This window comes from Pseudomonas sp. Pme6b, assembly GCF_058129925.1.
In genome coordinates, this window is the sequence record NZ_JBYJZN010000002.1 from 40,561 (window position 1) to 53,526 (window position 12,966).

The 12,966-nt window shown below is 53.8% G+C and carries 15 protein-coding genes and 1 pseudogene; 5 read left to right on the top strand and 11 right to left on the bottom strand.

Annotated features, from left to right (window positions below):
* Positions 1 to 12: 12 nt before the first annotated feature.
* The 4 genes from AC4ANE_RS28425 to AC4ANE_RS28440 all read right to left on the bottom strand — a co-directional run bounded on the left by AC4ANE_RS28425 (position 13) and on the right by AC4ANE_RS28440 (position 1,896).
* Complete coding sequence (locus AC4ANE_RS28425) at positions 13 to 348, bottom strand: hypothetical protein (protein WP_020325459.1); 336 nt, start codon at positions 346 to 348, stop codon at positions 13 to 15.
* Positions 348 to 1,055, bottom strand: coding sequence for a lytic transglycosylase domain-containing protein (locus tag AC4ANE_RS28430; protein ID WP_460409100.1), 708 nt, complete (start codon positions 1,053 to 1,055; stop codon positions 348 to 350). The genes AC4ANE_RS28425 and AC4ANE_RS28430 overlap by 1 nt, the downstream gene beginning before the upstream one ends.
* A gap of 27 nt (positions 1,056 to 1,082) precedes the next feature.
* Positions 1,083 to 1,295 carry a hypothetical protein gene (locus AC4ANE_RS28435; RefSeq protein WP_460409101.1) on the bottom strand — a complete coding sequence of 71 codons (213 nt, stop codon included), beginning with the start codon at positions 1,293 to 1,295 and terminating at the stop codon, positions 1,083 to 1,085.
* 88 nt (positions 1,296 to 1,383) lie between these two features.
* Entirely contained in the window at positions 1,384 to 1,896 is a 513-nt protein-coding gene (locus tag AC4ANE_RS28440) for a transcription termination/antitermination NusG family protein (protein WP_460409103.1), read from the bottom strand.
* Positions 1,897 to 2,115: 219 nt separating this feature from the next.
* On the opposite strand from AC4ANE_RS28440, the gene AC4ANE_RS28445 reads away from it, so the two are divergent.
* Positions 2,116 to 2,478, top strand: coding sequence for a helix-turn-helix domain-containing protein (locus AC4ANE_RS28445; RefSeq protein ID WP_238598969.1), 363 nt, complete (start codon positions 2,116 to 2,118; stop codon positions 2,476 to 2,478).
* A gap of 2 nt (positions 2,479 to 2,480) precedes the next feature.
* Here the strand turns inward: AC4ANE_RS28445 and AC4ANE_RS28450 are convergent, their stop codons facing one another.
* The 7 genes from AC4ANE_RS28450 to AC4ANE_RS28480 form a co-directional block, all read right to left on the bottom strand.
* On the bottom strand, positions 2,481 to 2,888 hold the full coding sequence (locus tag AC4ANE_RS28450) for a hypothetical protein (protein ID WP_170947358.1): 408 nt from the start codon (positions 2,886 to 2,888) through the stop codon (positions 2,481 to 2,483).
* Between the two features lie 57 nt (positions 2,889 to 2,945).
* The gene (locus tag AC4ANE_RS28455) at positions 2,946 to 4,292 is read right to left on the bottom strand and encodes an MFS transporter (RefSeq protein ID WP_460409105.1); all 1,347 of its coding nucleotides are present in this window, start codon (positions 4,290 to 4,292) and stop codon (positions 2,946 to 2,948) included.
* 41 nt (positions 4,293 to 4,333) lie between these two features.
* Entirely contained in the window at positions 4,334 to 5,530 is a 1,197-nt protein-coding gene (gene lhgO, locus AC4ANE_RS28460; RefSeq protein ID WP_460409106.1) for an L-2-hydroxyglutarate oxidase, read from the bottom strand.
* A 75-nt stretch (positions 5,531 to 5,605) separates the two neighbouring features.
* Positions 5,606 to 6,298 carry a FadR/GntR family transcriptional regulator gene (locus AC4ANE_RS28465; protein WP_460409130.1) on the bottom strand — a complete coding sequence of 231 codons (693 nt, stop codon included), beginning with the start codon at positions 6,296 to 6,298 and terminating at the stop codon, positions 5,606 to 5,608.
* Positions 6,299 to 6,584: 286 nt separating this feature from the next.
* Complete coding sequence (locus AC4ANE_RS28470; RefSeq protein WP_155511877.1) at positions 6,585 to 6,728, bottom strand: hypothetical protein; 144 nt, start codon at positions 6,726 to 6,728, stop codon at positions 6,585 to 6,587.
* Positions 6,729 to 6,801: 73 nt separating this feature from the next.
* Complete coding sequence (locus tag AC4ANE_RS28475) at positions 6,802 to 7,092, bottom strand: hypothetical protein (protein WP_003344250.1); 291 nt, start codon at positions 7,090 to 7,092, stop codon at positions 6,802 to 6,804.
* An 80-nt stretch (positions 7,093 to 7,172) separates the two neighbouring features.
* Positions 7,173 to 7,823, bottom strand: a complete 651-nt coding sequence (locus AC4ANE_RS28480; RefSeq protein WP_003344252.1) for a ParA family protein — start codon at positions 7,821 to 7,823, stop codon at positions 7,173 to 7,175.
* Positions 7,824 to 8,400: 577 nt separating this feature from the next.
* Here AC4ANE_RS28480 and AC4ANE_RS28485 point away from each other — a divergent pair.
* The 4 genes and pseudogenes from AC4ANE_RS28485 to AC4ANE_RS28500 form a co-directional block, all read left to right on the top strand.
* A complete protein-coding gene (locus AC4ANE_RS28485; protein WP_003381346.1) occupies positions 8,401 to 8,658 on the top strand; it encodes a FitA-like ribbon-helix-helix domain-containing protein in 258 nt (85 codons plus the stop codon).
* Positions 8,655 to 9,074 carry a type II toxin-antitoxin system VapC family toxin gene (locus AC4ANE_RS28490; RefSeq protein ID WP_002556053.1) on the top strand — a complete coding sequence of 140 codons (420 nt, stop codon included), beginning with the start codon at positions 8,655 to 8,657 and terminating at the stop codon, positions 9,072 to 9,074. The genes AC4ANE_RS28485 and AC4ANE_RS28490 overlap by 4 nt, the downstream gene beginning before the upstream one ends.
* Before the next feature lie 40 nt (positions 9,075 to 9,114).
* Entirely contained in the window at positions 9,115 to 9,753 is a 639-nt protein-coding gene (locus AC4ANE_RS28495; RefSeq protein ID WP_031597920.1) for a recombinase family protein, read from the top strand.
* A 535-nt stretch (positions 9,754 to 10,288) separates the two neighbouring features.
* Positions 10,289 to 12,966: pseudogene (locus AC4ANE_RS28500) on the top strand (XopAD/skwp family type III secretion system effector); the annotation flags it as partial.

Consider the following 12,966-nt stretch of genomic DNA (forward strand, 5'->3'; position numbering starts at 1 on the left):
AAGCGCTCCTGGTCAACCCGGCACGCCGGTGCCGAACACCTGCCAGGCCGCCGTGGCCAAGGCCACAGACCCACCGACAACCAGGATCACTCCGACTTGCTGCAGGTAGTCCATGAAAGTGTGCGAGCGGTCACCCGTGGAGCGGGCAATCAGCCATTGGGCACCTGACCAGATCAGGCAAACCAGGCCCAGGGTGCCCGCCAGGGTATAGAGGCCCAGACGGATATTGCTGCCCCACTGGTTCAGCGTGCTGAGCCAGTCAGCGGAAGCGATGCCGGGCAGGCAGGCCACGGCCACCAGCAGAATGCAGAGTTCGCCTTTGTTGGGCACAAGGGTACGTTTGATCATCATTGATCCTCTTTAGGGAGAGTTGAGGGTTGTTCTGGGGGTGAAGCCGGAACAGCAGGTGCAGCGGATGGAGCAGAAACAGGCGGTGGCGCAGGTGGCAGATAACGCGGGTACTGGCGCAGCACGTCCCAGCTTTCGTAGGTCGGATCAACGGAGGACGCCGGGGCCTGAGCGCGCTGGAGCTGGCTTGGCTCAGCGGAGCCGCCTTCCAGAGCCGGGACGGTAACGGTAGTACCGCCTGCATTGGCCAACACACGCTGCACGTGGCTGCTGCCGCCAAAAGCGGCCTCGGCCTTGAATCCGCGTTTAAGGTTGCCGCTGTAGTAGCAGGAAATGGTTTTGCGCAAAGCTCCCTGCGTATCCGGATCGGCTTTGCTGGCCTTTACGTAGCAGGCCTGTAGCTCTCGCTCTGCCATGCGCAGGTTGGTGCAGGGCTCGAATACGGGTTCGGGTCGGTTGACATCGAAATGCTGCCGGTTGATCTGGCCCAGGCCGATGCTGAAATCAGCGCCCTCTGCCACCAGCTTTTTCACCGCCAATACGGCTTCATCCAGGCTTTGCGGTTGACGCGGCAACACTTTGCCGACCACGCCAATGGCATAGGGATTGAAGGAGGATTCTGTCTTGACGATGGGGGTAAGCGTGGCTGGGTGTATCGAGGGAGCACATTGCATAGCCAGGGCCAGAAAGGCACTGGTGGTGAGCATGTTAAGAACTCCTGAGTTACGGAACGACTACTTTCTTGCAGCCTCTGCAATGAGCTCCTGAACGGCATGCTCCAAATAGTTATCGATCAGATAGCGAGCGAGCTCCGAGGGCGAAATCTGCCTGGAGCTTTTGGTTTCATAGCTCACCCGTATCGCGGCTTTGTTCAGCGCCTCCACCCTGACCGCTCGGATATAAACGCTTGATGTCTTGGTGGTTGCTTCATCTTCGGATGACGCCATGGGAACTCCTGAAGGTTGTGAGAACGCAAAAAAACACCGCCTGGCTAGACCAGGCGGTGAAATGGGAAATAGTGGGAAGTGGTAATGCCTAAGCGGCACGTACCCTCGAATAGCAAAGGGTTCCGGAGCGTCTGACAAGGCGTTCCAGCGCTGCGTCCTGGGCCAGCAGAGCAAAGAAAGCCGCTCTGCGCGCAGCTTCAGATTTCATGTCGATGATCAGACGCAGCGTCTTTTCCAGCTCAGTCGGCAAATTACGAAACTCGATGCAGTCAAGCTGACGGTTAGAACGAACCAAGGTAGCGGCTTTTAATTGCTCGACCGTAGCGTCCTGCACAACACAGGCACTACCGCCAAACTGAACGAACCCATGAGCGCCATTCAGCGCGGTGATAGTCGTCGTGTGCGTGACCTCAGGATCGAAGCGCAGCAGCAGATAGCCAGGAAACAAACGCACCTTCGTCTCTACCGATGAAGGGCGATCCGGACGTTTGCGGTAGGTAGTGCTTTCGGGGGAATACACCTCTACGTCCAACTGTTCGATCAACGTGATAAGTGACTGATGTACGGCAGAATTGTGCATCAAAACACGCCAATTTTTCATATTCAGAACCTTCCGATCAGGCGCTCTTTCGAATTCCCAAACCGCTGAGCGCAGGGGCGAGTGGTGTGCTGATGAGAACCAGCTCCATCTGTATCTGGGTCGGGATGGCCAGCAGGTGATGGATTTGTAGGTAACAAAATAGAGCAAACACAAAAAAAATCAACCAGAAATGAATAAAAATATCTATTTCTGGTGTTTTTTTTTGGAGCGTCAGTGCTGATGCTCTCTGGCTCCAAAAAGGGATCAGAAATCATGCGCGATTTTGTCGCCGCTCGCCTGAAGCTGCTACGCACAGGTAAGGGGCTGAAGCAGTCTGAAGTGGCAGAACTCATAGACTGCGAGCCTAATACCATTAGCCGGTATGAAAGAGCTGAAACTATGCCTAACATCGAAGATCTGCTTAGGTTGGCAGACCTGTTCGGAGTATCTCCGATGGAGATACTTCCACCACAAGACTCTACAGCTCAACGTATTCATATGCTCCGACATAACCTAACTGAAAAAGCTCTTCAACTAGAGACTATTGAAGACTTGGAACAACTAATAAAACTTGCAGATAGCCTGCGTGATAAAAAGAAGTAAAATCAATCATGTTGATACCGATTTAAAATATTTTTATACTTACATAAAATTTCTTCAATACGTAGCACTCTATAAAAGTGGGTCAATATCGAACAGGCATCTAAAGGAATCAATCTAGTATGAGCCCGAACGGTGCTAAATTGCTTCTCGAACTCCAAAAGATCTAAAAGCTCCTTAAATTCTTCTTGCATACCAAGGCGATCTTCTTTTGAAGAAGATCGCCTTTGAAAGTAATAGCACACACCAACCCAACAGGATTGAGTAGCGTCTAATAAAGCGTAAACATCACTTGCAACTTGATCTATTGAAAATAGACCGCCAGATAATAAAGATGTATAACTTTCTTCTAAACGCATCACATCAACCAATTTCTTTAACTCAACTCTCACATCATCTTTTTCAATTTCCATTATTTTCTCCATACACTGTACACGCATTATCTATGATAAAAGAGACAGACCTATTCATCAGTTCTTGAAACTAGAACTCTTAGCACCTTGATCAAATGCGCAAGCCACGACCAACAAAACTGCTGATAAAATCAAGATCAGTACAACGCCATTTGTTGAGTGCGTTGGAGAGCTTGAAACCAAGGATAACGCTCCAAGTGGAGCTAGGCCACCCGCTATAGCAGTTCCAATTTCACGACCAGTACCAACGCCTGATGATCTTGTATTAGCAGGAAACTGGCGACTCAAGAAAGAGCCTTGAGGAGCGAACATCATAGGCGCAAGTACGCCGGTCGCAAAACCTATAGCGATGAATATCCACAAGCTCTGGCCTGTCTCCAAAAGCTGCATGAAGGTGTACGCAAATATTGCAGACAGCGTCCCTCCAGCCATCAATACTCTTTTGCTGCTCCAGCGATCACATAAAGCTCCAAAACAAGGAACCATGAAAATTGCTATTAGACTGGCAATGGTTACAGAAAGTGACGTGGTGTTTGCTGAGACACCCTTATACAAGGTGAGGTATGCAAGTGAAAATGTTTTGAATATATAGCTTAGAGCGTTGTATCCAATTGCAACAAGAAGCACTACAACAAGACCTTTTAAGTCTTTCTTAAGCAAAGTCAGCAAAGGCGCTTTTTCTATCCCTGTGTTCGACGTTAACTGAGACTCTTTTTCTTCACTAATCTCCTGGAACGCAATAGTTTCTGGAATGCTTCTGCGCACCCACAATCCCACCATCACAAGAACGATACTGGCTACAAATGGGATTCTCCACCCTCCAGCAAGCAAGAATGCTTCACCCTGCATCGTCAAAAGATAGACCGTTAGCGACGATAGAAGCAGACCCAGGTTCAACCCCAGAGCGGGCCATGCGCCCTGGCTGCCGCGCTTGTTCTCGTCTGCATGCTCATACGCTGTGACAGCTGCTGCAGCGAGTTCCGCACCAGCGCCTAGACCTTGCAGGATTCGAATCAACACCAACGTTACTGGTGCCCAAATGCCCAACGTGGCATAACCAGGGATGAGTCCAATAATTGTTGTGCAAACTCCCATTAGGCAAAACGTCACCATCAACATACGTTTGCGGCCAAACTTATCTCCAAGGTATCCGAAAAGAATCCCTCCAAACGGTCGGGCTATGAAGCCGATTGCGAAGGTCGAGAAAGACAGTAAGGTAGCATTTTGCGCATCAGCAGGATTAAAGAAAACTTTAGAAAAAACCGTGGCAGCCATCAATGCATACAGATAAAAATCATACCACTCCAGCATTGATCCAACGATTGTTGCAGCGGCAACCTTCCGCAAACGAATTTTGCGCTCGGTTTTAGTTTCATCTGGCATCAATCTATTTTTATCACTCATGGTTGTATCCATACTATTATAATTTATGTTAACTGCACTGCTTAAACTACAGAGCCTTCTAGTTTTGCCACTATCATTTCTGCAATTGGAATCGCCGATGTGGCTGCCGGTGATGGCGCATTACACACGTGCAGCATTCTGGATGTGTGTACAAACAGAAAATCTTGTACAAATCCTCCTTTGTTTGTGACGGCCTGTGCGCGTATGCCTGCGTCCGAAGGTTTTAAGTCTTCAAGGTTCAAAGAGGGATAATACTGTCGGCATTGCTCCAGGTAGCTTTTCTTGCAGGCCGAGTTTCTAATTTCGCTGACACCCGAGCGTAAGTTTTTGCCAAGAAGCTTCCAAAAACCTGGATACAAACTATATTCCAAAACATCGCGAGCATTAAATGCAAGTTTATTGTAGCCTTCGCGCGAAAGCCCAAGCACAGCATTAGGCCCAACCGTAACCCCTCCATCAATCATGCGAGTTAAATGAATCCCGAGAAATGGAAGCCCTGCTTCTGGCACTGGGTAGATCAGGTGATTGATGCTATTGTTTTTTTCTGACGGTAAACGAAAGTATTCACCACGAAAAGGTATGATCTGAAAATCGACATCTAGCCCAGCCATTGCAGCTAGACGATCAGACTGTAAACCCGCGCAAACTACGATTTTTTTGGACTTCCAGGATAACGCTTCTGATGACACCGATACGTGGCTCTCATGCTCCTGAATTGCGGCTATCGTTTGACCAAATGCTATTTCCCCACCGGCTTTAGTTATCAAATCAGCCATGACATCTGACACGATTCGGTAATCCACAATACCGGTGCTGTCTACAAACAGTGCACCCAGACCTGTAATATTGGGTTCGCGTTGTCTTAGCGCCTGAGCGTCTAGTCGTTCAACGTTGAGCCCATTCTGTCTGGCTCGCTCTTCAAGACTGCTGAGCAAGGCAAGCTGCCGAGGATTAGATGCAACAAGCATTTTCCCGCAAACTTCAAACGGGATCTTGTGTTCGGTACAGAAGGCTTTGGTCAGTTCTGCCCCGCGCTTGCACAGTCGGGCCTTCAAACTGCCAGGCTCGTAATAGACCCCTGCATGGATGACCCCGCTGTTGTGGCCAGTTTGGTGCTTTGCTATCGCGGCCTCTTTTTCCACGAGCACCAACGAAGCGCCGGGATGAGCCCTAAGTAGTTGCATGGCTGTGGCCAGCCCCACAATCCCACACCCAATCACACAAAAATCGTAAATCATGAAAGTCCTTTTTATGTCTGGTTGTCTGACAACGAATATGAACGGCGACAGGTACTGGTGCCCTCACGGACACCGCTACTCCATCATGAGGCGTAGAGCGGCAGAATTCAGATGCAAGCGAGCGCAGTTAGCGGCTTCAACCGGGTTGCGACTTTTGATCGCATCGTAAATTTCACGGTGCTCGCGATTGGCACCGCTTGGACCTACCGCAAGCTTTGACGAGTTTTCCCACGCCATGAAACGAGCCCGGATGAGCTGGCTTTCTAGAAAGTCATGGAATGCAACCAGGTATTCGTTTTTGCAGGCAGCTACGATGGCCCTATGAAATTCCACATCCGCCTTTGAAGATGCTTCAAAATTCCCGGCATTACCTTCCATCAGTGAGATGGCGTCAGACAGCCGCTCCAAATCTTTCGTCGTGTGCCGTTGCGCAGCCAGTGACGCGGCTTGTATTTCAATGCACGAGCGCAATTCAAACAGCTTAGCGAGATCCGCTGTATGGCTCTCGCTGCTTGGCAGCCTAAAAACCGTTCCAGAGGGATTTTGAGAAACAAAAGAGCCGTTGCCCCGACGAATAACTAGCACGCCATCGGCTTTCAGCTGTGAAATGGCCTCGCGCACTACCGAGCGGCTGACGCCGAACTGATCAGCCAGCTCATGTTCTGTTGGCATCTTCGAGTCGGCTGGGAGCCCCCCACTCGCTATTTCTTTGCGTATCGTTGACACGACACCTTCAACAAGGGATTGAGGTCGTGAGAAGCTGAGCATAATGTTTTTGTCCTGTTGTCTGACAATAAGGCTAAGGAATACAGGATCCAAATTCCACTTTTCCCGACGAATGGCTGTGGGTGAGATTATGTTGATTCTCGCTTAGAGCGCACCGGCAGCAAGCGCGGAGCTGGGCAGCCCACAGCCACAGCCACAGCATTGAATTGATGCTGTTGCGTCTTCATTTTCATGGACACTAAAAAGATGCCGCAGCCCAGAACGGGCTGGGCTGGGCTGGGCTGGGCGTGGACGATACAGGGATATTTTCACTAACTGTCTATGCAGTTCACCGACTCAGGCGCGCTATCAAAATCGCTTCGCTAACCAATGGGCGGCATTGCTTGAGAAACTCGATCAACTGCCGGGCTGGAATGTTGCATAGCTCGACTACGGGCGTGCGGCGAATAATGTTATATTCTTGACCTGACATTTCGTACACCTTTTGCGGGGTTTCGGTTTGTCACGAGTGCCAAGGTGGTAGAAGCCCTTGGCACTCGACTTTCTTACTCGCTGGATTGCCAGCCCTTCTTTTTCATGTAGTCCTTCATTGCCTCCTTGAACGCACCTACCTGCGATATATCATTGCTCGCGCAGAATGTGCGGAACTCACGCCTGAATGCTTGATCGAGCTTAAAGCCTAAGTCCACCAGTTTGTCGTCTGCCGCTACCTTAGTATTGTTGCCAACTGCTGCCGTGTCGGCGGCTGATTTTGGTGGCTCACCCAAATCGCGACGTGGTGGTTTGGGCACCTTGACGACAGGGGCTTCGCCGGGCTTGGAAGTCTTGGTAGACATAGCGTTGAGTCCTAAATTAGCGGTGACCTCATAATAACACATTATTAGCTAATTCGCTCTTTAGCTAATTAGCTTTTATGCTATTTAGTGAGTCGGCTGAAGTGATCGACAGCTGATTGGATGACTTCCATTGCCTTGGCGCGTGGGCTCCGAAATGAGGTTTCGGTTACAGAGCGGCCCTTGTTCATTGCGTCTGCATAGCAATCTTGGTGCTGGATTGAACCAGCGAGTGTGGCGAAGCGCGTTTTTCCCAGGTACTCGCGTGCGGCATCAGTTGCCGCATCGCGCTTTGTAGCCTTGCATAGGGCAAACACTATGCGGTCTACCGGCACGCCGTGCAGATCGGCCAAGGTGTTGGCAAGCGCAATTTGTGGGTCGAGGTCGTCTAAAGTTAGGCCCGTTGGCAGTATCAGCAAGTTGCTGGCCTTGGCGATCTTCACAGTTTCTTCGGTGGCGTTCGCCGGGCCGTCGAAAATGTATAGATCGGCATCTCCGGCGCGACTGACTGCGGTGGCCACATTGCCAAAGAGCTGTACCGGAATAGCGGGTTCGATGTTAGCCAGCAGACGGCGCTGCTGCCAGTTGGTAGCTGTAGCTTGTTTTGTGTCGAGGTCGATAATCTTAGTTTCCCAACCTGCTGCCGTGTAGGTGGTAGCAAGTGCGCGCGCGATTGTAGATTTCCAAGCGCCGCCTTTTTGAGAGATGCAGCCGATAGCAAGAGGGGGTAGCATTTGCGGGGCTTCCTTTTTATCTAATTAGCTAATTAGCTAAGATTAAGCAAAGTATAGCCATGATCTGGATGAGTGCAAGCAGATTATTGATTTAGCTAAATAGCTAAATAGCTAAAGGCATTAACCCACCTAGCTATGCCGATAACAGCAATTGGCCATTCATCTTATGGTCGGTTGGTTGCTCCATTGCAGCCTCGGCCGCCAGCGCTACGTAACGCTCCTACGGCTCTTAATGTTGTGGCCTTGGAACTGGCGCAAGGCCATGCCCGGCTCGACCAAGTAGACGCCTTTCTCAGAGTCGCGATTGTGCTAATTAGCTAATTAGCACAATCACGAACTGACCTATTCCTGTGCTTAGCGCCGAAAGGACACAAAGGTGTAGCGGTGCAAAATGATACGGCTCAAATGGGTAGCTCTTTTCTACATGGCTCTTTAGGATTGCTTTCTGGAGAAATGAGCCACCCCTGATAGACTCTGTCCCTTTGGGTGTACCTAAATGGACCTTCCTAGCATTCTTGATTTATGGTATCAAAAGCATATAGTGATAGCACTGATGGCAAAAACTGGTAACTACCAAGTGGCAAACGTGAACGTAAGAAATCTACCCGATGAAGTGCATCGGGCCATCCGCATCCAAGCTGCCCTGCACGGGCGCAGCACCGAGGCCGAAATACGCGACATCTTGGAGCGGGCGGCGAGACCCGAGGGACGTGTGAAACTTGGCTCGTTCCTGGCTTCTATTGCCCGTGAGGTTGGTGGTCTGACCGATAAAGAACATACCTTGTTTGAGAACACGCGCATCACGTCTCCGGCCCGTGCGGTGAGCTTTGAATGATCCTGCTCGATACGAACGTAATTTCAGAACCGCAGCGCCGAGAGCCCAATGCCCACGTCCTTGACTGGATCGACGCACAAGCGCTGGAAACGCTTTATCTGTCCACCATCACCGTAGCCGAGTTGCGTGCAGGTATCGCGCTGATGCCTGTCGGAAAACGCCAGGATAGCTTGCGTGAAAACCTGGAAAAGCACCTGCTGCCGATGTTCGCCAATAGGGTGCTGTCGTTCGATATGACTTGTACGAAGGCTTATGCCGAGCTGCTGGCCAAGTCCCGCGCAGCCGGGTTGGCGGTCGAAACGGCAGATGCCTTCATTGCAGCCATCGCCCTCGCCAACGGCTTCACCGTCGCCACCCGTGACACTGGCCCTTTTGAGGCTGCCGGGTTGAACGTCATTAACCCCTGGGAAACGTAAACGTCGTGTTGAATCAGGAACGTATCTAAAGGATTAAAGTATGACGACTCTCAACGTTGCGCGGGTGTACCTGCGTGTCAGTTCCGAAGACCAGGACTTGCAGCGCCAAGAAGCGATTATTGGCAATGCTCGAGAGTCAGGCTACTACGTAGCTGCGGTCTATCGCGAGAAAGCCTCGGGCGCTCGATCCGACCGTCCCGAGCTGTTGCGCATGATTGAGGACCTGCAACCGGGTGAAGTCGTCATTGCGGAAAAGATCGACCGAATCAGCCGTCTTCCTCTGGTCGAAGCAGAAAAACTTGTGGACGCGATCAGGGCTAAGGGCGCACGCCTGGCAGTGCCTGGAATCGTCGATCTATCGCAATTGACCGAGGCGTCCAGTGGTGTCGCCAAGGTGGTGTTGCAAGGCGTACAAGACATGCTGTTGCGTGTGGCCTTGCAAATAGCGCGTGACGACTTCGAGGACCGGCGAGAGCGACAGCGCCAAGGCATCGACTTGGCCAAGGGCGCCGGTCGATACGCTGGGCGTAAACCGGATACCAAAATGCATGAACGGGTCATCGCTCTTAAAAGCGGTGGATGTAGCATTGCGGAAACTGCAAGGCTGGCCGGGGTCAGTGTCAGCCAGGTAAAGCGTGTCTGGGCACAGAACCAGGCTAAAGTTAAGGTCCGAATGTAGCAAGAACCCTCGTTTTCACGCACGGTCTCCCGGGCGTCGCGCGTTTGATGTTTCGTTGCTCCCTGATATGCCACCCACCGACGTTTAAAAGCTTTGGCGTTGGCCCACGTTCGCAAGGAACCGAATCCGTCCAAAAGGCCACACAACGCGACACTTTTAATGAAAATTCGGTGGCTACATAACTTCAGCGTCAGCGGTCAAAACCCTCTTTCTTTAAGGCAACGCTGCAAAAATAGCCAACCGCTCAGCAGGCCCGGCAAGAGGCTGGCTCGCTCATTACACAGCCGCGCAGAGACATCACTGCAGTTCGAACGCGAGGCGTGAAGCGGCCAAACGGCACCTTGGCTGGACGCGCCACTGAGGTGGCCATGTTGGAGGAGCGGATCCTCGCTCAAATATCAGCGTCGGTACGAAGATCAGGTGCAAGAGCTAAAGGTCGTATTGCGTCAGTAAACAACGCCTTGACCGCCAAGAACCACGGCCCAGTGCAACTCAACCGTGACAACGACTACGTTCGGATGGACTAATTGCAGGCATGAAAATCCCCAACGTCAATCTAAACGCATTGAGCACAAACCGGTCTTTCAGTGAAGAGGACCAGCTCAAGCGGACCGGGGATCAGCCGGAAGCCAGTACCGGCACCAGTTGCAATGAGCGGCAGCCGGCCAAACGGCGACGGGTGGAGCAGGATGAACCTGGAGCCGGTGGCCGCGCACGGGACAGGGACGCTCGGCAACAGCCTGCCATTCACGCGCACTTGCGCAACGATATCACCGACCGACATCGTACCAAGTCCGAGCGGCCCCATGACAGAGCGCCCGCTGACGTCAGTGCATCGTCATCGCATCGTAGGCCACAAAGAACAACGCATGGCTGGGAGGCGCGCTTGGCCGAACACACGTTCGACCGGGCGGCAGGAAAACGACCTCGGGAAGAGCGAGAGCCGTATCGGCAGCCAAAGCGGCCAATGCATGACTTGGAGTGGACGGCGGCGGATCTTCACCAGGCCGAACATCAGCTCGATCCAGCTGCAAAAGAGCAGCTGCAGGAACAGCGAGAGCAGTATCGGAAATGGCTGAGTGCCCCCAGCCGAGTACCTCAGAACCACAACGCTCGCTTGTGCGTGTCGGTGGCAAAGAAAAACGCGCTGGCGCGTCACATCAGTTGCGGGCTGGCGCTGCCTTTCCTGGATGAGAACGTCAACGCGCAAACCAATGCGCAGTGGCTCGACAAATACCTTCTGATGATTGCCAATGCAAGGCGGGCCACAGGGGCAGGCGTAACGCATAGCGAGCTCGATCGTTGCACGGAGGTTGCGGCGCAGTATCTCTGCAAGACCAAGTGGTTTGACGGTGCATCTCTGACGCAGCTGGCCCATGTGGGCAACAAGCTGAGCAAGCACCCAAACCAGCAAGCGTGCATGGATGCAATCGCGTGGATCGCCGGACAGCTCAATCAGGCAGATGATTTATCGGGACTGGATGGCCGCCACTCAGTCCTACTCCTGAACGCCTTCGCCAAGAACTTCAACAGCGGCAGGTGTGAACGCGCGGTGGCTCGTCTGGCACGTCACCTGCAACGTAACCATCCTGCCCGGTCGTCGCTGGACGCGCAGAACATCGGCCTGGCACTTAATGCCTTCAGCAAGTGGCCCGACAATCCGGACTGCCAATCCATGGCGTACTTGCTTGCTGATATGCTCGCAAGCAAAAGCCGCTTGCGTCATGCGATGGATGGGCAGAGCGTCGCGAACGCGCTCAACGCCCTGAGCAAATGGCCTGACACGCCGGACTGCACTGCCGCCGTCAAGGTACTGGCCTCGCAACTGGCCAACAATCGCGAGTTACGCAACGCCCTCACCCCGCAACACATGGCCAACACGCTCAACGCCCTGAGCAAATGGCCTGACACGCCGGACTGCACTGCCGCCGTCAAGGCGCTGGCCTCGCGGCTGGCCGACGAGCGCGGTTTGCGCAACGCCCTCGACCCGCAAGGCGTGGCCAACGCGCTCAACGCCCTGAGCAAATGGCCCGACACACCGGACTGCGCGGACGCCGCTAACGCACTCGCCTCGCGGCTGGCCGACGAGCGCGGTTTGCGTAACGCCCTCGCCCCGCAAGGCGTTGCCAACGCGCTTAACGCCCTGAGCAAATGGCCCGACACACCGGACTGCGCGGACGCCGCCAAGGCACTAGCCTCGCAACTGGCCAACAATCGTGAGTTACGCAACGCCCTCACCCCGCAACACATGGCCAACACGCTCAACGCCCTGAGCAAATGGCCTGACACGCCGGACTGCGCGGACGCTGCCAACGCGCTGGCATCGCGGCTGATCGACGCCCCTAGGTTGTGCAACGCCCTCACCCCGCAACACATGGCCAACACGCTCAACGCCCTGAGCAAATGGCCCGACACGCCCCACTGCACTGCCGCCGTCAAGGTACTGGCCTCGCAACTGGCCAACAATCGCGAGTTACGCAACGCCCTCACCCCGCAACACATGGCCAACACGCTCAACGCCCTGAGCAAATGGCCCGACACGCCGGACTGCACTGCCGCCGTCAAGGCGCTGGCCTCGCAACTGGCCAATGATCGCAGCTTGCGTAATGCCCTCAAACCGCAAGAACTGGGCAACGCCCTCAACGCCCTGAGCAAATGGCCCGACACGCCGGACTGCGCGGCCGCCGCCAGCGCACTGGCCTCGCGACTGGCCAACAATCGCGAGTTACGCAACGCCCTCACCCCGCAACACATGGCCAACACGCTCAACGCCCTGAGCAAATGGCCTGACACGCCGGACTGCACTGCCGCCGTCAAGGCGCTGGCCTCGCGGCTGGCCGACGAGCGCGGTTTGCGCAACGCCCTCGACCCGCAAGGCGTGGCCAACGCGCTCAACGCCCTGAGCAAATGGCCCGACACACCGGACTGCGCGGACGCCGCTAACGCACTCGCCTCGCGGCTGGCCGACGAGCGCGGTTTGCGTAACGCCCTCGCCCCGCAAGGCGTTGCCAACGCGCTTAACGCCCTGAGCAAATGGCCCGACACGCCGGACTGCGCGGACGCCGCCAAGGCACTAGCCTCGCAACTGGCCAACAATCGTGAGTTACGCAACGCCCTCACCCCGCAACACATGGCCAACACGCTCAACGCCCTGAGCAAATGGCCTGACACGCCGGACTGCGCGGACGCTGCCAACGCGCTGGCATCGCGGCT